The 22,458-nt window shown below is 64.1% G+C and carries 21 protein-coding genes and 7 pseudogenes; 21 read left to right on the plus strand and 7 right to left on the minus strand.

From position 1 onward, the window contains the following. Positions 1-530 precede the first annotated feature (530 nt). The 17 genes and pseudogenes from VSR71_RS29540 to VSR71_RS29620 all read left to right on the plus strand — a co-directional run. Positions 531-1,616: a hydrogenase small subunit gene (locus VSR71_RS29540; protein WP_115684028.1), complete on the plus strand. Its 1,086-nt coding sequence runs from the start codon at positions 531-533 to the stop codon at positions 1,614-1,616. A 76-nt stretch (positions 1,617-1,692) separates the two neighbouring features. Beyond that, positions 1,693-3,549 (plus strand): nickel-dependent hydrogenase large subunit, encoded by a 1,857-nt coding sequence (locus tag VSR71_RS29545; RefSeq protein ID WP_115683867.1) that lies wholly within the window; start codon positions 1,693-1,695, stop codon positions 3,547-3,549. A gap of 59 nt (positions 3,550-3,608) precedes the next feature. Further along, positions 3,609-4,316, plus strand: coding sequence for a Ni/Fe-hydrogenase, b-type cytochrome subunit (gene cybH, locus VSR71_RS29550; protein WP_115684029.1), 708 nt, complete (start codon positions 3,609-3,611; stop codon positions 4,314-4,316). Between the two features lie 7 nt (positions 4,317-4,323). Next, positions 4,324-4,986: a HyaD/HybD family hydrogenase maturation endopeptidase gene (locus VSR71_RS29555; RefSeq protein ID WP_115683868.1), complete on the plus strand. Its 663-nt coding sequence runs from the start codon at positions 4,324-4,326 to the stop codon at positions 4,984-4,986. An 8-nt stretch (positions 4,987-4,994) separates the two neighbouring features. Continuing rightward, positions 4,995-5,330, plus strand: a complete 336-nt coding sequence (locus VSR71_RS29560) for a HypC/HybG/HupF family hydrogenase formation chaperone (RefSeq protein WP_231942349.1) — start codon at positions 4,995-4,997, stop codon at positions 5,328-5,330. Continuing rightward, positions 5,327-5,797, plus strand: coding sequence for a hydrogenase (locus VSR71_RS29565; protein WP_115683870.1), 471 nt, complete (start codon positions 5,327-5,329; stop codon positions 5,795-5,797). The genes VSR71_RS29560 and VSR71_RS29565 overlap by 4 nt, the downstream gene beginning before the upstream one ends. Positions 5,798-5,843: 46 nt before the next feature. Continuing rightward, the gene (locus VSR71_RS29570) at positions 5,844-6,698 is read left to right on the plus strand and encodes a hydrogenase expression/formation protein (RefSeq protein WP_342917179.1); all 855 of its coding nucleotides are present in this window, start codon (positions 5,844-5,846) and stop codon (positions 6,696-6,698) included. Continuing rightward, positions 6,695-6,934, plus strand: coding sequence for a rubredoxin (locus tag VSR71_RS29575; RefSeq protein ID WP_115683872.1), 240 nt, complete (start codon positions 6,695-6,697; stop codon positions 6,932-6,934). The genes VSR71_RS29570 and VSR71_RS29575 overlap by 4 nt, the downstream gene beginning before the upstream one ends. Beyond that, positions 6,931-7,482: a [NiFe]-hydrogenase assembly chaperone HybE gene (gene hybE, locus VSR71_RS29580; protein ID WP_115683873.1), complete on the plus strand. Its 552-nt coding sequence runs from the start codon at positions 6,931-6,933 to the stop codon at positions 7,480-7,482. The genes VSR71_RS29575 and hybE overlap by 4 nt, the downstream gene beginning before the upstream one ends. Continuing rightward, positions 7,479-8,567 carry a hydrogenase maturation factor HoxV/HupK gene (locus VSR71_RS29585; RefSeq protein ID WP_115683874.1) on the plus strand — a complete coding sequence of 363 codons (1,089 nt, stop codon included), beginning with the start codon at positions 7,479-7,481 and terminating at the stop codon, positions 8,565-8,567. The genes hybE and VSR71_RS29585 overlap by 4 nt, the downstream gene beginning before the upstream one ends. A 48-nt stretch (positions 8,568-8,615) precedes the next feature. Further along, entirely contained in the window at positions 8,616-8,963 is a 348-nt protein-coding gene (locus VSR71_RS29590) for a hydrogenase maturation nickel metallochaperone HypA (protein ID WP_115683875.1), read from the plus strand. 31 nt (positions 8,964-8,994) lie between these two features. Then, positions 8,995-9,963 (plus strand): hydrogenase nickel incorporation protein HypB, encoded by a 969-nt coding sequence (gene hypB / locus VSR71_RS29595; protein ID WP_115683876.1) that lies wholly within the window; start codon positions 8,995-8,997, stop codon positions 9,961-9,963. Next, positions 9,960-11,135 carry a carbamoyltransferase HypF gene (locus VSR71_RS29600; RefSeq protein ID WP_115683877.1) on the plus strand — a complete coding sequence of 392 codons (1,176 nt, stop codon included), beginning with the start codon at positions 9,960-9,962 and terminating at the stop codon, positions 11,133-11,135. The genes hypB and VSR71_RS29600 overlap by 4 nt, the downstream gene beginning before the upstream one ends. Beyond that, positions 11,126-11,392: a HypC/HybG/HupF family hydrogenase formation chaperone gene (locus VSR71_RS29605; RefSeq protein ID WP_115683878.1), complete on the plus strand. Its 267-nt coding sequence runs from the start codon at positions 11,126-11,128 to the stop codon at positions 11,390-11,392. Before VSR71_RS29600 ends, VSR71_RS29605 begins: the two co-directional genes overlap by 10 nt. Further along, positions 11,389-12,525 (plus strand): hydrogenase formation protein HypD, encoded by a 1,137-nt coding sequence (gene hypD, locus VSR71_RS29610; RefSeq protein ID WP_115683879.1) that lies wholly within the window; start codon positions 11,389-11,391, stop codon positions 12,523-12,525. The genes VSR71_RS29605 and hypD overlap by 4 nt, the downstream gene beginning before the upstream one ends. A gap of 71 nt (positions 12,526-12,596) precedes the next feature. Then, positions 12,597-13,598, plus strand: a complete 1,002-nt coding sequence (gene hypE, locus VSR71_RS29615; protein ID WP_342917180.1) for a hydrogenase expression/formation protein HypE — start codon at positions 12,597-12,599, stop codon at positions 13,596-13,598. Between the two features lie 157 nt (positions 13,599-13,755). Then, positions 13,756-14,951: pseudogene (locus VSR71_RS29620) on the plus strand (sigma-54-dependent transcriptional regulator); the annotation flags it as partial. Positions 14,952-15,348: 397 nt separating this feature from the next. Here VSR71_RS29620 and VSR71_RS29625 read toward each other — a convergent pair. The 3 genes and pseudogenes from VSR71_RS29625 to VSR71_RS29635 all read right to left on the minus strand — a co-directional run. Next, positions 15,349-15,750, minus strand: a complete 402-nt coding sequence (locus VSR71_RS29625) for an IS66 family transposase (RefSeq protein WP_115683881.1) — start codon at positions 15,748-15,750, stop codon at positions 15,349-15,351. Then, positions 15,653-16,075 (minus strand): IS66 family transposase, encoded by a 423-nt coding sequence (locus VSR71_RS29630; RefSeq protein ID WP_115683882.1) that lies wholly within the window; start codon positions 16,073-16,075, stop codon positions 15,653-15,655. The genes VSR71_RS29625 and VSR71_RS29630 overlap by 98 nt, the downstream gene beginning before the upstream one ends. Positions 16,076-16,100: 25 nt before the next feature. After that, positions 16,101-16,388, minus strand: a pseudogene (locus VSR71_RS29635) (transposase); the annotation flags it as partial. Between the two features lie 103 nt (positions 16,389-16,491). On the opposite strand from VSR71_RS29635, the gene VSR71_RS29640 reads away from it, so the two are divergent. Further along, the gene (locus VSR71_RS29640) at positions 16,492-16,848 is read left to right on the plus strand and encodes a hypothetical protein (protein ID WP_172583724.1); all 357 of its coding nucleotides are present in this window, start codon (positions 16,492-16,494) and stop codon (positions 16,846-16,848) included. 901 nt (positions 16,849-17,749) lie between these two features. Beyond that, positions 17,750-17,980 (plus strand): annotated as a pseudogene (locus tag VSR71_RS29645) (IS5/IS1182 family transposase); the annotation flags it as partial. Positions 17,981-17,994: 14 nt separating this feature from the next. Here the strand turns inward: VSR71_RS29645 and VSR71_RS29650 are convergent. Continuing rightward, a pseudogene (locus VSR71_RS29650) lies at positions 17,995-18,210 on the minus strand (transposase); the annotation flags it as partial. 902 nt (positions 18,211-19,112) lie between these two features. Here VSR71_RS29650 and VSR71_RS29655 point away from each other — a divergent pair. Beyond that, positions 19,113-19,348: pseudogene (locus tag VSR71_RS29655) on the plus strand (transposase); the annotation flags it as partial. Here the strand turns inward: VSR71_RS29655 and VSR71_RS29660 are convergent. Continuing rightward, positions 19,317-19,550 (minus strand): hypothetical protein, encoded by a 234-nt coding sequence (locus VSR71_RS29660; RefSeq protein ID WP_172583725.1) that lies wholly within the window; start codon positions 19,548-19,550, stop codon positions 19,317-19,319. The pseudogene VSR71_RS29655 and the gene VSR71_RS29660 sit on opposite strands and share 32 nt — an antisense overlap. 380 nt (positions 19,551-19,930) lie before the next feature. On the opposite strand from VSR71_RS29660, the pseudogene VSR71_RS29665 reads away from it, so the two are divergent. Continuing rightward, a pseudogene (locus VSR71_RS29665) lies at positions 19,931-20,480 on the plus strand (IS630 family transposase); the annotation flags it as partial. On the opposite strand, the gene VSR71_RS29670 reads toward VSR71_RS29665, so the two are convergent. Continuing rightward, positions 20,477-20,941 (minus strand): VirK family protein, encoded by a 465-nt coding sequence (locus tag VSR71_RS29670; RefSeq protein ID WP_159373713.1) that lies wholly within the window; start codon positions 20,939-20,941, stop codon positions 20,477-20,479. The pseudogene VSR71_RS29665 and the gene VSR71_RS29670 sit on opposite strands and share 4 nt — an antisense overlap. A 278-nt stretch (positions 20,942-21,219) precedes the next feature. Further along, positions 21,220-22,361: pseudogene (locus VSR71_RS29675) on the minus strand (IS3 family transposase). Positions 22,362-22,458 lie beyond the last annotated feature (97 nt).

Below are 22,458 nucleotides of genomic sequence, written 5' to 3' on the forward strand. Positions count from 1 at the left end.
GTCCGCATGTGGCGCGGCTGAAGCCACTGAAGTGGCGCAGATAGGCCAGAACCAATCCCCGATCAGCCTTGCGCTGGAGCCCCGGTAGTAGAGACGTCTGAGCACCGCAGCCATCCAGTCGCAGCGCGCCTGCGCGTCAGTGGCGGGGGTGAAATCCAGGACCTGGGTGCCGTCGAGCACGGCGCGCACCTGTGCCAGGGTACGGATTCGGGATTCGTCCAAGTTAATGATCATCCACAGATGATCAACTATCTCCCATAGCCTGCCGCCCATCGGCAGTCAACTCAATCGGTCCTTGCCAGCTTCAGGCTCACCGTCCGTTGGAAACGTGCCGGAATTGTCCTGATTTAGCCGCCTTCAGGCTCACGTGCCGTTGGACAGCGCTCTCCTATTCAATTGGCAGATTAAATAAGAAATTTTGATAAAAATCAATAAAATCATTTCCAAATGCTATAACTTTAGGGGTCGCCTGGAGACGCCGCCGTATGCCGCCGTCGCATGGCCGAAGGCCATCAAGGAACCACACAGTGATCGAAACGTTCTATGAAGTCATGCGACGCCAGGGGATCTCGCGCCGCAGCTTCCTTAAATTCTGCTCGCTGACGGCGACATCGCTCGGCCTCGGGCCCGCGTTCATGCCGAAGATCGCCCACGCGATGGAGACCAAGCCGCGCACGCCGGTGCTCTGGCTGCACGGGCTCGAATGCACGTGTTGCTCGGAGTCGTTCATCCGCTCGGCGCACCCGCTGGCGAAAGACGTCGTGCTCTCAATGATCTCGCTCGACTACGACGACCTGTTGATGGCCTCCGCGGGGCACCAGGCCGAGGCGATCCTTGAAGAAGTGATGACGAAGTATCGCGGCAACTACATCCTCGCGGTCGAAGGCAATCCGCCGCTGAACCTGAATGGCATGAGCTGCATCATCGGCGGCAAGCCGTTCGTCGATCAGTTGCGCCGCGTGTCGAAGGACGCGAAGGCCGTGATCTCGTGGGGCTCGTGCGCGTCGTGGGGCTGCGTGCAGGCGGCGAAGCCCAACCCGACGCAGGCGGTGCCGATCCACAAGGTCATCACCGGCAAGCCGATCATCAAGGTGCCCGGCTGCCCGCCGATTGCCGAGGCGATGACGGGTGTGATTACCTACATGCTCACGTTCGACCGCATGCCGGCACTGGACCGCCAGGGCCGCCCGAAGATGTTCTACAGCCAGCGTATCCACGACAAGTGCTACCGCCGCCCGCATTTCGATGCGGGCCAGTTCGTCGAGTCGTGGGATGACGAAGCGGCACGGCGCGGGTACTGCCTCTACAAAGTCGGCTGCAAGGGCCCGACGACCTACAACGCCTGCTCGACCGTGCGCTGGAACGGCGGCACGAGCTTCCCCATTCAGGCGGGCCACGGCTGCATCGGCTGCGCAGAGGACGGCTTCTGGGACAAGGGCTCCTTCTACGACCGCCTCACCCAGATCAACCAGTTCGGCATCGAAGCGAACGCCGACAGGATCGGCGGCACCGCGGCCGTCGTGGTGGGCGCCGCCGCTGCGGCGCACGCGGCCGCTTCTGCGATCCAGCGCGTCAGATCGAACCACGATGCGAAGCAGGACCCCGACGGTCGATAGCCACATCCAGCGTCCCCCACGCTCCGCGCCGGGGCGCTACCGATAAGTACAGGAAGCAGTACAGGAAAAAACAAGCATGACAGCCATTTCCACCCAGGGGTTCCAGCTCGACAACAGCGGGCGGCGCATCGTCGTCGATCCGGTCACGCGCATCGAAGGCCACCTGCGCGTCGAGGTCAACGTCGATTCGAACAACGTGATCCGCAACGCCGTCTCCACCGGCACCATGTGGCGCGGACTCGAAGTCATTCTCAAGGGCCGCGATCCGCGCGACGCGTGGGCGTTCGTCGAGCGCATCTGCGGCGTGTGCACGGGATGTCACGCACTCGCCTCCGTGCGTGCCGTCGAGGACGCACTCGACATCCGCATTCCGCCGAACGCGCACCTGATCCGCGAGATCATGGCGAAGACCTTGCAGGTGCACGACCACGTGGTGCACTTCTACCATCTGCACGCCCTCGACTGGGTCGATGTGATCTCGGCGCTGAATGCCGACCCCAAGCTCACGTCCGAATTGCAGCAACGCGTCTCGCCTGCGCATCCGATGTCGTCGCCGGGCTATTTCCGCGACGTGCAGACGCGCCTGCGCAAGTTCGTCGAAAGCGGCCAGCTCGGTCCGTTCATGAACGGCTACTGGGGCAATCCCGCCTACGTACTGCCGCCGGATGCGAACCTGATGGCCGTGACGCACTACCTCGAAGCGCTCGACCTGCAAAAGGAGTGGGTGAAAATCCACGCGATCTTCGGCGGCAAGAATCCGCACCCGAACTACCTCGTGGGCGGCGTGCCCTGCGCCATCAACATCGACGGCGATCTGGCCGCCGGCGCTCCGATCAACATAGAGCGCCTGAACTTCGTCAAGTCGCTCATCGACGAAGCGATCACCTTCTGCCGCAACGTCTATGTGCCCGATCTGCTTGCGATCGGCACAATCTACAAGGCGCGCGGCTGGCTGCATGGCGGCGGCCTCGCCGCGACCAACGTGATGGACTACGGCGCGTATCCGCTCGTCAACTACAACCTGTCCACCAACCAGATTCCAGGCGGCGCGATCCTTAACGGCGACTGGAACACGATCCTGCCGGTCGATCCACGTGACCCCGAGCAGGTGCAGGAGTTCGTTGCGCACTCCTGGTATCAATACCCGGACAACGACCGCGGGCTGCATCCATGGGACGGCATCACCGAGGCGCATTACGAACTCGGGCCCAACACGAAGGGCACGCGCACCGCGATCGAGTCGATCGACGAGAGCGCGAAATACTCGTGGGTCAAGTCGCCGCGCTGGCGCGGGCACGCCATGGAAGTTGGACCGCTCGCGCGCTACATTCTCGGCTACGCGCATGCGCAGCAGGGCAATACGCATTGCGGGCGCATCAAGGAGCAGATCGACACCTCGCTCGTTGCCGTGAACCAGGACATGCCGAAGCTGCTCGGCTTGCCGGAAACCTCGCTCGGAGCGAAGCTGCTGCTACCGACCACCATCGGCCGCACGCTCGCACGCGCGCTCGAAGCGGAATATTGCGCCGAGATGATGGCGGACGACTGGCAAAGCCTCCTTAACAACATCCGCAACGGTGACACTTCGACCGCGAACGTCGATAAGTGGGACCCTTCGACGTGGCCCGCCGAAGCGAAGGGCGTGGGCGCGGTCGCCGCGCCGCGCGGCGCGCTCGGCCACTGGATCCGGATCAAGGACGGCCGCATCGAGAATTATCAGTGCGTCGTGCCGAGCACCTGGAACGGCGGACCGCGCGACGCGAAAGGGCAGATCGGCGCGTTCGAGGCGAGCCTCATGAACACGCCCATGGCGAACGCCGAGCAGCCTGTCGAGATCCTGCGCTCGCTGCATTCGTTCGATCCTTGCATGGCTTGCTCGACGCACGTGATGAGCGAGGACGGCGCCGAAATGACCGCCGTGACCGTGCGCTAACTCCACCAAGCCGGCACGGCGCCTGCGCTCCCGGGCGCCGTGGCGGCCAAGAATGGATGATGACGATGCAATCGTATTCCCGACGCGAAGAGGCGCGCGACACCGTTCCGCCCGCCGAAGCGATTTACGTGTACGAAGCGCCGGTGCGCATCTGGCACTGGATCAACGCGGCGTCGATCGTGGTGCTGGCGGTGACCGGCTACCTGATCGGCTCGCCGCTTCCCACGCAGCCCGGCGAGGCGAGCGCGCATTTTCTGATGGGCTATATACGCTTCGCGCATTTCACCGCGGCCTACCTGTTCACCATCGGACTCGCGGGCCGCGCGTATTGGGCCATTGTCGGCAATCACCACGCGCGCGAAATGTTCTGGGTGCCGATGTTCTCGCGCGAGTATTGGCTGGACATGTTCGCGATGCTGCGTTCCTACGCGTTTCTCGAGCCCACATCGCGCCAGTTCAGCGGCCACAATCCGTTGTCGCGATTCGCGATGTTCTTCTTGTTCCTGCTGGTCTCGCTTTTCATGATCGTGACCGGTTTCGCGCTGTACGGCGAAGGCGCGCAGGCGGGTTCGTGGCAGCAGATTGTGTTCGGCTGGGTGCGTCCGCTGCTCGGCCAGCAAGGCGTGTACACTTGGCATCACCTCGGCATGTTGGCGATCCTGATCTTCGTGATCCTGCATGTCTCTCAGGCGATCCGCGAGGACATCATGGGTCGCCAAAGCGTGGTCGGCTCGATGATCTCGGGCTACCGCACGTTCAAAAAGTGAGGCCGCGATGCTGACTTCCCCGCAAAGCGGCGCGCCCGCCATCGTCGTGCTCGGCATTGGCAACGTGCTATGGGCCGACGAGGGCTTTGGCGTGCGCTGCATCGAGGCGCTTCAACAGCGCTTCGAATTCGCCCCGCACGTGAGCCTCATGGACGGCGGCACGCAAGGGCTGTATCTGGTCCAGTACGTCCAGGCCGCCGACAGCCTGCTGATTTTCGACGCCGTCGATTACGGTCTCGCACCCGGCACGCTAAAGATCGTTGAGGATGAGGAAGTACCGGCCTTCCTCGGCGTGCGCAAGATGAGCCTGCACCAAACCGGCTTCCAGGAGGTGCTGATGCTCGCGCGCCTGACCGGCCGGTATCCGCGCCGCGTGCTGCTGTTCGGCTGCCAGCCTGACGAAGTGGACGATTACGGCGGCAGCCTTCGGCCCGCCGTGAAAGCGTCGCTGGAGCGCGCGCTCGAACTGGGCGTCGAGCGTCTCGCCGCATGGGGCGGCGAGCCCTCACCGCGCCGCACGCCGCTGCGCGCCTACGAGGCGGTCACGCTGCCGCATCTCGCGCTCTCGCGCTATGAAGGCGAGCGGCCCAGCGAGGCCGATGCGTGCCGCACGGGCGACGAGCGTGTGTTGCTGCGCTCGCGCCACGAGGAGCCGCCGTCGTGTGCATAGGCGTGCCGATGCGGGTGATCGAGGTGCGGGGTTTGCAGGCGTGGTGCGATGGGCGCGGCGAACGCCGTCGCATCGACACCTCGCTGGTTGGCCCATGCAGCGCCGATGAATGGCTGCTGGTCTTTCTCGATGCGGCGCGCGAGAAACTCGACGCGACGCTCGCGGCGGAAATCGACGCGACGCTCTCGCTCGTCGAACGGGCGCTGGCGAGCGACGCCGCCATGGCCCGCGCGAACGCGCATTTTGAATTGCCGTCCGCGCTCGGCGTGGACGACCTGATCCGGTTGACCGGCGGCGCGCAAGTGGCGCACGGCGGTCACCGGCCCTCCGAGGAATCGACATGACAAATACGAGTGGCGCCGCGCATGACGCGGCGCCCGTGGTGCAACGGCTGATCGACGACGGACACGCCGTGCTCGTGGACGAACGCACGCTCGACGAATGGCTTGCGGACAGCGGCGAATGTGTCGTGCTGCTCGCGGGCGATCCGGTGCGCTTTCCCGAATCGCTCGACGTGGCCGTGGTGCTGCCCGAACTCGCGCGCCTCGCGGCGGGCCGCTTTGGCCGCGCCTTGCGCGCAGCGGTGCCGACGCGCGAAAGCGAGGACGCGATTGCGCGCCGCTTCGGTTCGCAGCGCTGGCCCGCATTGCTGTGGCTGCGTGATGGCGGCTATGTCACGACGCTCGCGGGCATGATGGACTGGGACGATTACGTGGCCAACGTCGGCTACGCGCTCGCGCAGCCGATTACGCGGGCGCCTTCGGTTGGCATTCCCCTTAACGCAGCCGGCGCTTCGGCGGGCTGTCACTAATCGTCGATTGCACATCGATCAATCATCGGGATTGCCAACCATGTCCATGATTCCGTTTCCCGTTCCCGTCGTGCCGTTCGGCCCTGGCAGCCAGGACGAGGGCGATGCGGTGCTCGACTATCTGCCGATGCCGCAAGGCATGCGCACCTATGTAGCGCCGTCACTGCCTGAGCGCGCCGATGCGCGCTCGCTCGACGCCGCGCGCGGCGTGCTGCGTGAGGTATTGCGCGTGCTCGCGGCATACGAACCCGGCACGCCGCCCGAAGTGGTCGATCTGACGACCTGCGATGCGGCGGCGCTGCGCATTCTCAACGACGTGCTGGGCGAGGGCGAGGTCAGCGCGCGCATCGACGATGCGCAGCGGGGCAGCGTTCTGATCCAGGAGACCGTGTTTACCGGGCTGTGGTGCGTGGTCGAGCCCGACGGCGCGAGCGCGGCCGACCGCCTCGAAATCGGCGCGGCTCCGCCGCTTCTCGTGCGGCCCGCACAGGGCACGCAGCCGATGGCGCCCTTGCCGGAGTTGCTGCCGCTGGGCGTGATGAACGCGCCTTCGATCCTGAGCGAGGTGCGCGATCACGTCGCGCGCTGGCGTGCCGGCGATGCGCCCCACGTCGTCAACCTGACGCTCCTGCCGTTGTCGCCGGGCGACGAGCAACTGATCGACGCCGTGCTGGGCGAGGGCGCGGTGCAGGTGCTCTCGCGCGGCTATGGAAATTGCCGCGTGGGCAGTACGGCGATCGCGAACTGCTGGCGCGTGGCCTATTTCAACTCGCAAGACATGCTGATCCTGAACACGATCGAGATCACCGATCTGCCGGAGGTCGTGCGCGCCGCGCCGGAAGACCTCGCGGATTCGCGCGAGCGACTGGCCCAGTTGATCGAGTGGGTGGGCGAGGCGTGACCCCGGACGAGGGTACGAAGCAATTCGAGGGCAGCTATCTCGGCGACAGCAGCCGCATCGGGGCGCATACGCGCCTCGAATGCAAGATCTGCTGGTGGATCTACGATCCCGAACAAGGCGACCCGGTGTGGCAGATTCCGCCGCACGTGCCGTTCGCGGCGCTTCCCGCGCACTGGCGCTGCCCCGTTTGCGACGGCGCGGCGGACCAGTTCATGGTGCTGGGGGACGCGGCTTGACCGCGCGCGCCGTCGTGAAAAATGCAGTGCAAGGTGCAGCGCGCGGCGATCCACGGGGGGCGGCGCTGGTCGCGCACTTCGAGGCGGTCGCGAGCGGTGCGACGCGCGACATGCCGGTCGTGAATCGCGCGTTGCGCGTCGAAGCGATCGGCTTCGCGCCGATGGCGAGCGAAGCCGGGGCGCGAGGCGCATGGCCTGGCGCGCTGATCACGCCGTGGTCGATGAATCTCCTCTGGCTGCCCGGCGCGACTCAGGACTCGGCGCCATGTCCGCGCCCAGGCGGCAAAGCGTGCTTGCGCGTAGGCAACGTCGATTTCGATTGGATCGGCGCGCATGCGCAAGACGTGGGTGCGTACGCGTGCTGCTCGCTCTTCTCGCCGATGTTCGAATTCGCCGGGCAGGAGAGCGCCGCCGCGACCGCGCGGGCCGTGCTTGCGCAGTTGCGTTGTGCCGAAGGAGGCGGCCAGGGCGGTGGGAAGGCCGTCGCGCCGCGCGCGTCGCGCCGCGCGTTCCTGTTGCGGCCGGGCGCGTTCGGGAGCGCTGCATGAGCGCGGCGACGCAGCCCGCCTTGGCTGCGCTGGCCGGACAGGTCCGGGTGCGCCCCGGCCGGCAGGACAGCGTCGTGGGCGGCCGCCCGCCGCTCGCCGCCGCGCTGCTGCGCGGGCAACCGGCGGCCACTGCCGCGTCGCGGCTTTCGGCGCTGTTTGCGCTGTGCGGACTCGCGCACAGGCTCTGCGCGGAACTTGCGGTCGGCGCGGCGGGCGCTTCGGCGGCGCCCGAGCGGGAGGACGCCGCGAATGCGGCTCATGCCGCGATGCTCACGCGCGAGACGCTCGCCGTGCATCTGCGCTGCATCTGGACCGACTGGCCCATGCGGCTGGTCGCCGCCGCGCCGCATAGGCCGCCCGATGTCGAAGCGGCAGGCGCGCCCGGATGGGTGGAGCGGCATGTTCTCGGCATGCCTGCGCGCCAATGGCTCGCGCGCTGGACGGACGATCCGCGCGGTTGGCTGGGCGCCTGGAGCGCGAGGGCCGAGACGTTCCCGGCCCGGTTGCTGGCGGACTGCCGCGCCTACGCCGATACGACACGCGCCACGCCGCGGCCACTCGTGATCGACGAAACACGGTTGAGCGAACTGGCCACGGCGATTGCTGGGAGTCCGTCTTTCGGGCAAGCGCCCTTGCAGCACGGCCTGCCCGCGGAGACCGGCGTGTGGACGCGTAGCGACGATCCGCGCGCGCTGGACTACGATACGCCCTGGCTGCGGCTTGGCGCGCGCGTCGCGGACGTGGCCCGGCTGGCGGCGGGCGACGGCGGCGCAGGGGCGCTGCGCTTTGGCGCGCGGACCTGCGCGCCCGGCGCGGCGCTCGGCTGGTGCGAGATGGCGCGCGGCGTGCTGGTTCATTGGGTGCGGCTCGCGCCGGACGACGCCGTGTTCGACGGTATCCGCATCGAGGACTACCGCGTGGTCGCGCCGACCGAATGGAACTTCCACCGCCAGGGCACGCTCGCGCAAGCCTTGTCGCGGCTCGACCCCGCGCCGGATGATGGCGCGCTGGCCGCGCGCGCAGGCGTGTGGATGGGCGCGTTCGATCCGTGTATCGCCTATACGGTCGACACCGACGGTGCGTGAGTACAAAGCGATGAAACGAAGCATGGAATACCGCGCGGGATCCACGAAATGCATGAAGTAAGCCTGACCGGCGGCGTGCTGGCATCGGTCGAAGCGGCCGCCGAGCGCGAGCGCTTTGTCCGCGTGAAGGTGCTGAGGCTCGAAGTCGGGCGCCTCGCGGGCGTCGAGGTCGAGGCGCTGCGCTTCGCCCTCGAAGCGATCGCCCCCGGCACCTGCCTCGCCGGCGCGCGCGTCGAGATCGAGGAACCCACGGGCAGCGCGTGGTGCATGAACTGCAACGCGACCGTGCCGCTGGCCGCGCGGGGTGAGCCCTGCGCGCATTGCGGCGGCTACTGGCTCCAGCCGAACGGCGGCACGGAGCTGCGCATCGTCGACCTGATCGTCGACGATGCATGACAATCATCGGATTAGCGCAAGGAGAAGCAACATGTGCGTGGTATGCGGGTGCGGCAGCACCGGCGATCGGCAAAACGCCGCTCAGGGGCACGAGGGCGCGCAGGCGCACGGCCACTCCGGTTCTCATTCTCACGCCCACCCGGGGGCTTCGGGTGCTTCGGGCGAGGACCTGCACTACGGTCTCGGGCCCGCGGGCGTGACGGTGCCCGGCCTCGACCAGGGGCGCACCATCAAGCTGGAGCAGGACGTGCTGGACGAGAACAACCGCCATGCCGCCGCCAACCGGCAGCACTTCATGGCGCACGGCGTGCGTGCGCTCAATCTCGTGTCGAGCCCCGGCTCGGGGAAAACGACGCTGCTGTGCGCGTCGATCGCCGCGCTACGCGAGCGGATGCCGGGCCTGTCCGTCGGCGTGATCGAGGGCGACCAGCAGACGGCGAGCGACGCCGAGCGCATTCGCGCGTCCGGCGCGCCCGCGATCCAGGTGAACACGGGCAAGGGCTGCCATCTCGACGCGGCGATGGTGACAGCAGCCTTCGGGCGGCTGCCGCTGCACGAACATGAACACGCGCCCGTCGCGCCCAAAGCACCCAACGCCCCGCGCAGCGTGCTGTTCATCGAGAACGTCGGCAATCTCGTCTGCCCCGCGTTGTGGGACCTCGGCGAAGAGGCGAAGGTCGCGATCCTCTCGGTGACGGAGGGCGAGGACAAGCCGCTCAAGTATCCCGACATGTTCGCCGCCGCGCGCCTCATGATCGTCAACAAGATCGACCTGCTGCCTTATGTGCAGTTCGACGTCGAGCAGTGCATCGTGTATGCGCGCCGCGTGAATCCGTCGCTCGAGGTGATCCGGCTTTCGGCCACGACCGGCGAAGGCCTTGAAGCGTGGCTCGATTGGATCGCGCGTGCGCGCGACCCGATTGCCGAGCGCATCGGCGTGCTGGAGAGCGAGCTTGCGGCGCTGCGCGCGCAGCAGCGGCGCGCCGGAGGCACCGCATGACGGCGCGTGTGCAGCATCTGCCGCATGCCCTCGGCGATCAGACGGTGCTCGCCACCGGCGCGTGGCTGAGGAACGTCGCGTGCGTGTGCATCGGTGGCGAGGTGCACTGGTCGCCGCTGCACGGCGATCTCGACAACCCGGCGCATTGCGTGACGCTCGATGCGTCGGTGGCCGCGCTCGTCGAGACCGCCGCGCGCGCGGGGCGGCCCGTGCGCGCGATCGCGCACGATCTGCATCCCGACTTCTACAGCACGCGCGTCGCGCTCGAATGGGGCGAGCGGCTCGGCGTGCCGACCGTCGCCGTCCAGCATCATCACGCGCACATCGGCGCGGCGGCGGCCGAGCACGGGCTGAACGAGCCCGTCGTCGGCCTTGCGCTCGACGGCGTGGGCCTGGGCACGGACGGCGCCGCGTGGGGCGGCGAACTGCTGGAAGTGGCGCCCGCCGGCTGGCGGCGCCTCGGCAGTCTCGCGCCGCTCGCGCTGCCCGGCGGCGACGTCGCGGCGCGCGAACCCTGGCGCATGGCCGCCGCCGCCTTGCACGCGCTCGGGCGCAGCGACGAAATCGAGCCGCGCCTTGCGGCCGCCGTGGGCAATAGCGCGGCGCGCACGGTCGGCGTCATGCTCGCGCGCGGCCTCAATTGCCCGCCGAGCACCGGCGCTGGTCGCTGGTTCGACGCGGCGGCGGGACTGCTCGGCGTGTGCCTGCGCCAGCGCGCCGATGCCGAGGCGGCCATCGCGCTCGAAAGGCTCGCGAGCGGCTACCTCGTCGCGCACGAGGCCCCCGACGTGGCAGGCCTGTGGCAAGTCGCGGACAACGGCGAGCTCGACCTGCGCGCGCTCCTCGCCGAGTTGCTGACGCTCGCGGACGCGGGCGAAGCCGCGCGCGGCGCGGCCGTTTTTCATCTTGCGCTGGCCGAGGCGCTCGCCCACTGGGCCGCGCACGCCGCGCAGGGGCGCGTCGTGCTGTTCGGCGGCGGCTGCTTTGCGAACCCGCTGCTCACCGCGCACCTGCGCGAGTCGCTCGCGGCGCGCGGGGTGCACACCCTAATGCCCGAGACGGTGCCCTGCGGCGACGCGGGCCTTGCGCTCGGCCAGGCCTGGGTTGCCGCATACGATCCGCAGGTGCGCTCCCTGCCCATGACCGCACGAGGAGTCAGCGCATGTGCCTAGCCATTCCCGCACGGCTCATCGAATGGTCCGACACCGAAACCGGCGTCGTCGATCTCGGGGGTGTGCGCAAGTCGGCGTCGCTCGCGCTCGTGCCCGACGCGCGCCCAGGCGATTACGTGATCGTGCACGTCGGCTTCGCGCTGGGCGTGATCGACCCCGAAGAGGCCGAGCGCACGCTCGCGCTGTTCGGCGAGGTCGCCCAGTCGCTTGGCGAGGCGCACGACGCGTCCGTCGCGCAACCCGGAGCCGCGCAATGAAATATGTCGACGAATTCCGCGACGGCGAAATCGCCGCGCGCATTGCCGGGCGCATCGAGGCGGAGACGCAGACCGGGCGCCGCTACCACTTCATGGAGTTCTGCGGCGGTCATACGCACGCGATTTCCCGCTACGGCGTGGCCGATCTCCTGCCTGAAAACGTGCGGATGATCCACGGTCCCGGCTGCCCGGTTTGCGTGCTGCCGATCGGGCGCATCGATTTGGCGATTCGGCTCGCGCTCGAACACGGCGTGATCCTCTGCACCTATGGCGACACGATGCGCGTGCCCGCCTCGGACGGCCTGTCGCTCCAGCGGGCCAAGGCGCGCGGCGCGGACATCCGCATGGTGTATTCGCCGCGCGACGCGCTGCGCATCGCACGCGAGCATCCGGAGCGCGAGGTCGTCTTTTTCGCCATCGGCTTCGAGACCACCACGCCCCCCACGGCGCTCGTCGTGCGCGAGGCGGCGGCGAGCGGCGCGGAGAACTTCAGCGTGCTGTGCTGCCATGTGCTCACGCCCGCCGCGATCACGCATCTGCTCGCCGCGCCGTCCGTCGACGCGAACGCGGTGCCACTCGACGGCTACGTCGGCCCCGCGCACGTCAGCATCGTGATCGGCTCCGCGCCTTATGAGGCTTTCGCGCAAGGGTATCGCAAGCCCGTCGTGATCGCCGGCTTCGAGCCGCTCGACGTGATGCAGGCGATCCTCATGCTCGTGCGCCAGGTCAACGACGGGCGCGCCGAGGTGGAGAACGAATTCGCGCGCGCCGTCACGCGCACGGGCAATGCGGCCGCACAGGCGCTCATGCAGGACGTGTTCGAAACGCGCGGGTCGTTCGAGTGGCGTGGCCTCGGCAAGGTCCCCGCGAGCGCGCTGCGCATTCGCCCGAAGTACGCGCGATACGACGCGGAAAGCCGCTACGGACTCGCCTACCGGCCCGTTGCCGATCATCGCAAGTGCGAGTGCGGGGCGATCCTGCGCGGTCTCAAGCACCCGCGCGACTGCACGCTGTTCGGCACGGTCTGCACGCCCGAGAATCCCATGGGCTCGTGCATGGTGTCGAGCGAGGGCGCGTGCGCCGCGCATTACTCTTATGTTCGTTTCAAGGATATTCCGGTCGTCGCAGCATGAACCCAGCCCACCCATCTCCGGTCAAGCCCGCCTACCTGCGGCCCCTGAACTTTCGCGACGGCCGCATCGACATGGGCCACGGTGCGGGCGGCCGCGCGTCGGCGCAACTGATCCGCGAGCTGTTCGTCGCGGCCTTCGATAACGAATGGCTGCGCCAGGGCAACGACCAGGCCGCGTTCGCGCCGCTTGCGCCCGGCACCGGCGAGCGCATGGTAATGGCCACCGACGCGCACGTCGTCTCGCCGCTGTTTTTTCCGGGCGGCGACATCGGCAGCCTTTCCGTGCACGGCACCGTCAACGACGTCGCGATGGCGGGCGCGCGGCCTTCGTATCTCAGCGCGAGCTTCATCCTGGAAGAGGGCTTCCCGCTGGCGGACCTGCGCCGCATCGTCGAGTCCATGGCCGCGTCGTCGCGCGCGTGCGGCGTGCCGATCGTGACGGGCGACACCAAGGTCGTCGAGCGCGGCAAGGGCGACGGCGTGTTCATCACCACGACCGGCATCGGCGTCGTGCCCGCGGGCGTTCATATCGACGGCTCGCAGGCGCGCCCCGGCGATGTCGTGCTGCTCTCGGGCACGATCGGCGAACATGGCGTGGCGATCATGTCGCAACGCGAGGGCCTGGGCTTCGAAACGGAGATCCGCTCGGACAGCGCCGCGCTGCACACGCTCGTGGCGGACATGCTCGCCGTCGCGCCCGGCGTGCGCGTGCTGCGCGACCCCACGCGCGGCGGGCTTGCCACGACCCTCAACGAGATCGCCGGCCAGTCGGGCGTCGGCATGCGCATTCAGGAGCGCGCGATTCCCGTGCTGCCGCAAGTCGATGCGGCGTGTGAGCTGCTGGGCCTCGATCCGCTTTATGTCGTCAACGAAGGCAAGCTGGTCGCGATCTGCGCAAGCGACGAAGCGCTGCCACTGCTCGAAGCCATGCGCGCGCATCCGTTGGGCGCGGCGGCGGCGCGCATCGGCGAAGTGGTCGAGGACGCGCACGGCTTCGTGCAGATCGAGACGAAATTCGGCGGCCGGCGCATTGCCGACTGGCTCTCGGGCGAACAACTGCCGCGGATCTGCTGATCCCGTCTGCTCCGTTAGCTTCGATGGTGGCGATGGTGCCGGTGGTGACAGTAGGTATCGGGAGACTCAAGGTATGATTGCGGATCGCCAGCCCTCCAGTCGCGTTGCGCTCACGGGGAGCCCTGAAAGACCGGTTCCCCACGGCTTCGATCAAGCAATGAGTTCGCCCGTCCCTGCCAATCCCGCCCCGCTCCCGCTGCGCCAGCCCGCCACCGTGCTCGTCGTCGACGACGAGCCGCGCTTGCAGGAAACGACCCGGCGCGTGCTGGACGACGAGTTCGAGGTGTTGACGGCGGGCTCCGCCGACGAGGCACGCGCGATCCTCCAGGAGCGCGCCGTCTCCGTGATCCTGTGCGACCAGCGCATGCCGGGGCAGACCGGCGTCGAATTCCTGTGCGAGGTGCGCGAGACCTGGCCCGACGTCGTGCGCATCATCGTCTCGGGCTACATCGATTCGGAAGACATCGTCGCGGGCATCAACCGGGCGGGCATCCACCAGTTCATCCTCAAGCCCTGGTTGCCCGATCACCTGATCGAAACCGTGCGCCAAGCCGCCGAGGCCCAGTCGCTCCAGCACGACATGCGCCGCCTCGATCTCGAACTGCGCGGCAGCGTTCCGCTGTTGCGGCGGCGCAGCCATGAAAAGCTCGCGCGCGTGCAAAGCGAGTTCGGCTTCGATTCGATCGTGCGCTCGCCGGGCAGCCCGCTCGACCCGGTCTGCGTGCTCGCCGCGAAGCTTGCGCGCTACGACCTGTCGCTGGTCATTCTCGGCGAATCGGGCACGGGCAAGGAACTGCTCGCGCGCGCGATCCATTACGCGAGTCCGCGCGCGGCGGGGCCCTTCGTGGTCGAGAACTGCGCGGCCGTGGCGGACACGCTGCTCGAATCGGAACTGTTCGGCCACAAGCGCGGCGCGTTCACGAGCGCGTTCCAGGATCACACGGGCCTGTTCCAGCAGGCCAACGGCGGCACGATTTTTCTCGACGAGATCGGCGACATGTCACCCTCGTTCCAGGTCAAGCTGCTGCGCGTGCTCCAGGAAGGCGAGGTGCGTCCCGTCGGCTCCACGCGTGCCGTGCCCGTGGACGTGCGCGTGATCGCCGCGACGCTCTCGATGCCCCCGCTGCGCGAGCGCAGCGGCGACCTGGTGCCGATCGCGCAGAAGCTGCTTCAGGACATTGCCGGCCAGGTCCCGCAGCGCGGTGGACTAGCGTTCGCGGGCAACGCGTTGACCGTGCTGCTCAGCTATCCGTGGCCGGGCAGCTGCGCAACAAAATCTACCGGGCGGTGGCACTGAGCGACGACGACCTGATCCGCGCGAACGCGTTTTCGCCGAAGGTGCTGCGCGGGCAGCCCGCCACGCCGGGCGCCTCCGGCATGGTCATGCAATGGCGAATGATGTGTGGAGATATTCGTCGCCGTGCAAGTTCCGGAAACTGTCGTGATGCCCCCTGGACCGCGAGCTTCAGCCGTTCGGTAAGGCCGATGCGTGTGAGCGGAGCACCGGATCGGCCAGGAAACAACGGTTCCTCAGGCGCCCTTGGATATTCCCGGAGCCGAGCGCGCGCTGAGGGCTCTCCAAGCGCCATCACATAAGCCGCTTCGATATCGACCCAAGGATGATCTTCTTCGCTTCCTGCAGGCGCTATAGTTATGGGCAGTCCATAGCTGGCGCGCTGCGGGACATGCATCCGTATCGATGCCGTAGCCCAGCAAACTCAGGGCCCCCGCGGCATCGATCGACGCGTGTTCATTCATACAGTTCCAGCGAACCTCCCATAATTGCGAACTTACGATAGTTGCGTCCTAATGCCCACGGACGAATCAAGTTCTCTAGACTGTTGTTATCGACGCTCACCTCCCCATCGAAGAGATGGTGCGTCAGGGCCGGCCAGTTCTTGAGGCTGTAGTCGATTGCCTTGGCTGTGATGCCGCCATCGGGCACACGTGAGCGCTCCAGTTGCAGCCAGGCATGCAGTTGCTCCCACAGGGGCTTGGCCTCGCTGTGCCTTCTGGCCAGACGTTGCTCACTGCTCAGGGTGCCAAGCTCGCGCTCAAGACGGTAGATCTGCGCAATGCGACGCAGCGCCTCTGGCGCCGATCGTGCTGTTACCCTGGTTCCGTAGCAGTTCGTCGTACCGACGCCGGGCATGGGCAAGACATCCCGCGGCTATGCGACCGGGGTGCGCTTGCAACAAGCTGTCATAGGCAGCGTATTCGTCGCGAACCAGGGTACCTTGCCAACATCGCTCGTTGCCGTCTTCGCTGGTACCTCCCAGGAAGGCAATCGGGTACTGCGCGCCTCGACCAATACAGAAGTCGTAGATCACGCCCCGTTGTGGGTCGAACGTGCCACGCGAATAGGCCCAGACGTAGGCACGCTTGGTCTTGCCGGCTCCGGGGTCGAGCATTGCCACCGGCGTCTCGTCGGCATGCAGCACCCTTGCTGACAAGTACGAAGCGCTTGTGCGCTTCATAGAGCGGTTCCAACGCCGCACCAGCACGCCCGGCCCAGGCAGCCAGCGTGGGGCGCGGTGTGTGTACGCCCGAGCGGGCGTTGATCGTCTCCTGCCGATAGTACGGCAGGTGATCCACGAAGCGGCTGATCAGCGTGTGCGCGACCAAGCCGGCTGCCGGTAGGCCGCCGTCGATGACTTGCGGTTCAACAGGCTCTTGTACCAGGCGTTGGCAGCATCGGCAGGCCCACTTGCCATAGATGTGGCGGTGCACGAAGAACTCCGCCGGCACGATATCCAACTTCTCGCTGACGTCCTCACCCACGCGTACCATGGTCCGTCCACAGCCCGGTGTTGGGCAGTGAGTATCCTCGGGTTCGTGGTGATGCTCGACTCGGCGCAGGTGGGCTGGCAGTGGCTGGCGACGGGGCTTGCGCTTGGACTTGGTGTTGTCTTCAACAGAGGGCTCGCCCTTGGCCTGCTGCAACTGCGCTTGCAGACTGGCCTCGTCTTCGGCCAAGGGTCTCCTCAAACAGGCGGCGCTGCTCGGCGCTCATCTCCTCGGTCTTGGCTCCGAACTTCCATGCCTTGAGTCGCGCCAGTTCGAAGGTGATCTTCTCGATCTTGACGTCCTTGAGCTTGATCTCGCGTTCCTGCTGCTGGATGTGTGCGAGCCGCTGCTAGTGGGTGAGCGCATGCTGCTTCGGTTCACTGCCCGCATGCGGCCAGACGAACTGCCCTGGTTCAGCCGCCGTGTTGACAGCCAGCTGCTGATTCCGGTCGTGTACCTTTAGGCGGTTAGCACGGTTGCTGGTAACGAGCATAGCGCGGTGCGGATCTACGCATGAGCCAAGGATCCGTCTGCATTCGGATTAAATAAGCTTCCTCTCAGCTAACGCTATAACGTGACAACGCCGACATATTTCGTCGGGAGTTGAACAAACAGGTCATTGCTATGCAGAGAATTATCGTGCTTTGTCGGCTATTCTTATAATTTGCGCCGGAGAAAAAGATGGCACATAGATTGCTGTGAGCCTGGTGCCTCCAGTTCGTTGGCTTTCGATAAATGGCCATCACGGGGCTTATCAAGTTAGTGCTTCATCATAGACTTTCAAGGAGCCTATTATGTTGGGAATTATGAAAACGTTGTTGGGCGGGCTAGTTGTAATCACTTTGACAGGCGCTACCGGCCCTGCAATAGCTCTGGAGCCGGATTCGTGGGCTTGTCGTTATCTCGACATCCATATTGGCAAGTGGTGGATTTGCAAATAGACATTGGCCTGCGCCAGTGTAACGAAGACGCTATTGACAGTAGACCGTGATAGTACATCTTCTAAAATTTCACAGGTGGTGTTGTCAGGTTGGAGTTCATGGCTCGAAGCGGGCTTGAACCTTTCGTCGTACCTTAGCCATGAAAAACATCCCAAGGTTGGGTCCACTTTTGGGGTGCAGTTCACAACGGGCTAAGGGTGTGTCGGTTGGGCTAGGCGCCGCTCTCGCTCACCATCTCCGTCGAGCCGCAATCAGCCGGCGTACTCATCCCCAACATGTTCGAGGCTTAGATTAGGCCAGCTCCTCCGACTTTTACCGACAGCCCACACTCACGGATCTACGCCGTCCGCCTGTACAGGAGACGAAATGACGCACGCTCCCACTAGGGTCTGTTTACATTTGCTGAAATGTGTTTACATCCTGTCTTTTGCGCAAGCGAGGGCTACCCGCGCGAAAGCTGTCATCCCACCTCGATCGAATCGCAGAACCAAGCATCGCTACAGCCGGGATCTTTACCGGACGCGCAATTTGGTCGAGCGAATCTTCAACTTTCGCCGCGTCTCCACTCGATATGACAAGCTCGCTGACAGCTATCTCGTCTTTGCTTCACTTGCCTGTGCGTTTGGGCCGGTTGTAAATGTGAACAGACCCTAGTGTTGTGTCCCAGAGCTGTCAAACGACCCGCGGTGGATTCCCTGCTGCGTGATCAGCCCGAACCAGCGCTCGAGTTGATTGAGCAGCTCGAGTGCGTCGGCGTGAAGTGCATGTGATAGCGCGGGCGTTTGGCCAGCCATGCCTTTGACCTTGGGATGCTTGTGAGTAGCCTAGCTGTCCACGATCATGTGGACATCCAGTTCTGCTGGAACGGCCTTGTTAATGTGGCGCGAGGCGCAAATTGCCAAGCCTGCGCGACGTTGCTCAAAATACTATTCTCCGGGGAAAAAAAAAGACATCCACCAAGTGCTGGGCGGATTGTCCAGCACTTGGTGGCTATTTTTAAAAAATAGGCTCTGCAAATATTAATATCGCGTCAATTATCATCAATTACAAATAAATACTCCATTTTCCTCATCCCCAAATGCAGATAGGCGCAGGAGGAGGAGGATGTGAACCGCTCGTTGACTGGGCCGATGCCGGCACAGCAGCTCCAAGCAAGGCGGCAACTACTAGCGCGCCAAATACCGTATTCTAGATGTTAAGCATTATATGATCCTTAAAAATTTGAAAGTCAAATATCGGACAGAAATTCAAATATTTGCAAAGTACCGCCGAGGCAACTCTTTAAGGCAGGCAGCCATTCCAAAAAAAACGTCAGATCGGCCCTCATAAGCGCCGAAATCGCTAGAGACGACATTCCTGCCGACCTAATTGAAGAATGGTGATATAAATCTATTGCGCCGTCGATTTTTAGGCAATGTAGACGGAATTTCACTGCTTTTTTTCTGTTGATCAGGATCAAATGAATCCAGATTTTTTAAAAATAAACCTTGCGGCCGCCGATGTGTCTGCTAGCGTTGTGTCCCAAGAAACTCCATTAATGATTGCGAGGTCTGAAAGTCACTGTCTTTGGGATGGAGCGACCATGAGACGACCAGGAATCAAGGTGGGAGTGTCAGCCGGTGAACGAGAGCAAACCGCCTCAATGAGTCGGTCGCGTTCGCTGCCTCACTCGCTGGTGCGACGAGCGAAAATCGTATTGATGGCACTGTGCAGTAATTTCTGAATTGAGGTGCCGTCAGCGGTATCGTTCTGGAAGAAACGATTCGTGGCACATCGACTGGCTGGACTGGGCTATTTGCTCGCGGTACATATAACGCCGGCCAACGATTAAGAACGGGCCCAAGTCGAGGAACTGGCGCAACCAGTACAACGTGCAAGTGGTCAAACTGTGAAGGTGGCCTTTGTAGACCAAGGATATATACAAGTGAGGAGCCGAAAGAAGCGGCGCGCACCGAAGGCATAGAACTGCAGGTGATTCGACCGCCGGAAGCTAAGAAAGGATTCGTCCTGCTGCCAAGAAGACGCCCGCTTGTTCATACACCATCGTCTCGAAGATCAGTGGCGGGCCGTCGGCCCACTGGTGATCGAGGCCGAGAAACACGGTCGAGATGTAGAACTCGCCCACGGTGGTTTCGGCCAGAAGCGAAGGCGACCACATGCAAAAAAATGCCCGCACCGGCGAGTCGGTGCGGGTGAAGTTTCCATTCTGGAAACGAGTTGACAAGTCATGAAGAACGCCCCCGCATCTCCATGACTTGATAAACCTTACCAAGTAAGCCACCGTTGCGGCTTGACCTATATCAAGTCAAGTTACTGGCAATCCCATCAGCCACCCGGTATGCCGGCTCCACAGAAGGCCATCTCCTCAGCGTCCTTGCTTCTCTTCAACGGCCGGAAAACCGGCGCGAAGTCGTGCCGCGCTCACGCGAAACAAAACGATCGCACGTAGTCGTTCTTCTACCAGACGCATTGCCGTGGGCATTGTTGGAGCAAAGGGGTGCACTTTGGTGTGTTTTCTTCATCGCTGAGCGCAGAGCGCGCCAAGATTGCCAGCCGTTAGGGATTCCCCTCAGCAGAGCCCCATTTCCGCCAAGGGTGGTCGCGCAGAGCCAGTGCCAGGCGCTCGAGCGCACACAGCCCGTTACCCAAGGGCTTGGGCTACGTAGAGGGCGTCACGCATGATTACATTCGTCATGGCACTACTACGCTGTTCGCTGCTCTCGACGCCGCGACGGCCGAGATCATTGCGCAATGCAAGCCCTGGCATCGGCACCAAGAGTTCATCTCGTTTCTGTACCACATTGACAAGGCCGTTCCAGCAGAACTGGACGTCCACATGATCGCGGACAACTACGCCACTCACAAGCATCCCAAGGTCAAGGCATGGCTGGCCAAACGCCCGCGCTGTCACATGCACTTCACGCCGACGTACCCGAGCTGGCTCAATCAACTCGAGCGCTGGTTCGGGCTGATCACGCAGCAGGCGATCCGCCGCGGGTCGTTTGACAGCGTGCGCCAACTGGTCCTGCAAATCCAACGCTACGTCGAGCACTACAACATTCACAAACGCCCCTTCGTCTGGACCGCTACTGCAGATTCGATACTCGCCAGAGTCGAACGTTTATGTAAAGTTATCTCTGGGACACAACACTAGTAACGTTTGGTGTAGAATTCGACACCTTGATTGATGGCGCAGGTGAACTCAGAATTCCCCGCCAGCCGACTATAGTGAGGGATAGAAAATATCTCAGTCGCGACGGAGACAGTCTGATTAGGCTTCAAATTATAGCGAACAGATAGCCAGGTGGGGTTCCAGAAATTCGATGGGAAGCGCGGGTCACCAAAGGTGCTGACCGTCGCGCGCTCGTCGGCAAAGTATAACGTCCCGTCTGCCAAGATCTGATAGGTATTGATCTTCAGCCCACCGCGCGTGCTGCCTTGCATGGTTGTATCACCGGCAGTTGCGCACTTTGTCAGGTCGACTATCACCGAGACGGTCGCGCCGCGGTTAATTGCGCTTATCACATCGGTGAAGCTTGGGAGTTGCTCTGTGGGTTCTGCGTGCCCTGATATTGCCGGCATGGCAATTGAAAGCGCAATAAGCAGTTTCTGCATGGAATACCTCATTTACGTTCGCGGGACAGCCGGGCCATTCTGGCTCGATGAGACTGCACCGGCCTTGATCTGTGTCAACGCAAATCGAATGTTATATGGGGGACGAATATTGCGCGCTTCTGATTATTGCTGGATGACCCTGGCGCGATGAGGTGACATCCTCCATGGGCGATCACCCTTCTCACGTTTGTGCGTATCCCGGCGAGCAAGGGCGACTAGCTCCGCGTAACTTGGATTTTGACCTTGCCCCTGTTCGACGAATCCCTTAGCCGAGGGAATCATGCAGCCCGCTGCTGCTGGGCTGCGAACCAGTTCTTCTCGAATTTCATCGGGCTGACATAGCCCAGTGTCGAATGCAGCCGCCTGGCATTGTAAAAGCTCAGCCAGTCTATCACCTCTTCCATGGCTGCTCGACGGGTAGCGAACTGCTTCCCATGCAGGCGCGCGACCTTCAGTGAGCCCCACAAGCTCTCCGTCGGCGCATTGTCCCAGCAATTGCCCCTCCGGCTCATGGACGAGCGCATACCATAGGCCTTCAGGGCGTCCTGGAACAGGCGACCGCAGTACTGGGGTGCCCCGGTCGCTGTGCATGATCAGGCCAGGATCAGGGCGCCGGCGGAACCAGGCCATACGCAGCGCATCGGTTACCAGATCGGCCTTCATATGCGGGCGCATCGACCAGCCAAGTACTTGCCGGCTGAACAGGTCGATGATGACCGCCAAGTACAGCCAGCCCTCGGCCGTGGCCACGCAGGTGATGTCGCTGGTCCAGACCTGGTTGGGCGTCGTCGGACTGAAGTTGCGCTCCAGCAGGTTGGCCGCTACCGGCAAATCATGATTGGAGTCGGTCGTCGCAATGTACTTACGCTTGTGGCGGGCGCGAATGCCATGCTGCGCCATTAGCTTGCGCACACGCTCCTTGCCCACCTGCACGCCGCGTGCCACGAGTTCCTTCCACATGCGTGGCCAGCCATATTTCCTTTTGACCTCGGCATGAATCGCCTTGAAATGTGCCAGCAGCTGTCATCGCTCACACCGCCCCTGCGCGGCTTCTCGGTGCTGGCCTGGCGCTGCTTATGCTGGTGATAACCGCTGGGGCTGACTCCCAGCAACTCGCACAGGACCGAAGCCGGCCAGTGACGTCGGTTTCGCTCGATAAACGCATACTTCACACCGACTCCTTCGCAAAGTACGCTGCGGCTTTTTTTAAAATGTCGCGTTCCATCTTCAGGCGCGCCACCTCCGCACGAAGCCTTGCAAGCTCCATCTGCTCCGGGCTGACCGGCTTGGGCCCGGCGCCTGCCAGCTTGCCTTCGCGGTCTGCCTTGACCCAGTTGTGCAGCGTCTGATCTGCTATGCCCAGCCTTGCACTCACCGCCGCTATGCTCTGCCCGGTCTGAACCAGTCTGACCGCTTTCAGCTTGAACTCGACCTGCGGTCAGCAGGTCGTCGGTATCCCCATCGTAGGTTTTGACTCGAACAGCGCCTGAAACAAAGGACAGCCTGATGTTCGGTGA

The organism is Cupriavidus oxalaticus (genome assembly GCF_038900635.1).
Classification (GTDB): Bacteria; Pseudomonadota; Gammaproteobacteria; order Burkholderiales; family Burkholderiaceae; genus Cupriavidus; species Cupriavidus oxalaticus_B.

Bases quoted from the DNA above. Each gene is read 5' to 3' on its own strand.
- VSR71_RS29545 (WP_115683867.1), top strand. From the start codon at position 1,693: ATGACAGCCATTTCCACCCAGGGGTTCCAGCTCGACAACAGCGGGCGG.
- cybH (WP_115684029.1), top strand. From the start codon at position 3,609: ATGACGATGCAATCGTATTCCCGACGCGAAGAGGCGCGCGACACCGTT.
- VSR71_RS29555 (WP_115683868.1), top strand. From the start codon at position 4,324: ATGCTGACTTCCCCGCAAAGCGGCGCGCCCGCCATCGTCGTGCTCGGC.
- VSR71_RS29560 (WP_231942349.1), top strand. From the start codon at position 4,995: ATGCGGGTGATCGAGGTGCGGGGTTTGCAGGCGTGGTGCGATGGGCGC.
- VSR71_RS29565 (WP_115683870.1), top strand. From the start codon at position 5,327: ATGACAAATACGAGTGGCGCCGCGCATGACGCGGCGCCCGTGGTGCAA.
- VSR71_RS29570 (WP_342917179.1), top strand. From the start codon at position 5,844: ATGATTCCGTTTCCCGTTCCCGTCGTGCCGTTCGGCCCTGGCAGCCAG.
- VSR71_RS29585 (WP_115683874.1), top strand. From the start codon at position 7,479: ATGAGCGCGGCGACGCAGCCCGCCTTGGCTGCGCTGGCCGGACAGGTC.
- VSR71_RS29590 (WP_115683875.1), top strand. From the start codon at position 8,616: ATGCATGAAGTAAGCCTGACCGGCGGCGTGCTGGCATCGGTCGAAGCG.
- hypB (WP_115683876.1), top strand. From the start codon at position 8,995: ATGTGCGTGGTATGCGGGTGCGGCAGCACCGGCGATCGGCAAAACGCC.
- VSR71_RS29600 (WP_115683877.1), top strand. From the start codon at position 9,960: ATGACGGCGCGTGTGCAGCATCTGCCGCATGCCCTCGGCGATCAGACG.
- VSR71_RS29605 (WP_115683878.1), top strand. From the start codon at position 11,126: ATGTGCCTAGCCATTCCCGCACGGCTCATCGAATGGTCCGACACCGAA.
- hypD (WP_115683879.1), top strand. From the start codon at position 11,389: ATGAAATATGTCGACGAATTCCGCGACGGCGAAATCGCCGCGCGCATT.
- hypE (WP_342917180.1), top strand. From the start codon at position 12,597: ATGGGCCACGGTGCGGGCGGCCGCGCGTCGGCGCAACTGATCCGCGAG.
- VSR71_RS29625 (WP_115683881.1), bottom strand. From the start codon at position 15,750: ATGCCCGGCGTCGGTACGACGAACTGCTACGGAACCAGGGTAACAGCA.
- VSR71_RS29630 (WP_115683882.1), bottom strand. From the start codon at position 16,075: ATGAAGCGCACAAGCGCTTCGTACTTGTCAGCAAGGGTGCTGCATGCC.
- VSR71_RS29670 (WP_159373713.1), bottom strand. From the start codon at position 20,941: ATGCAGAAACTGCTTATTGCGCTTTCAATTGCCATGCCGGCAATATCA.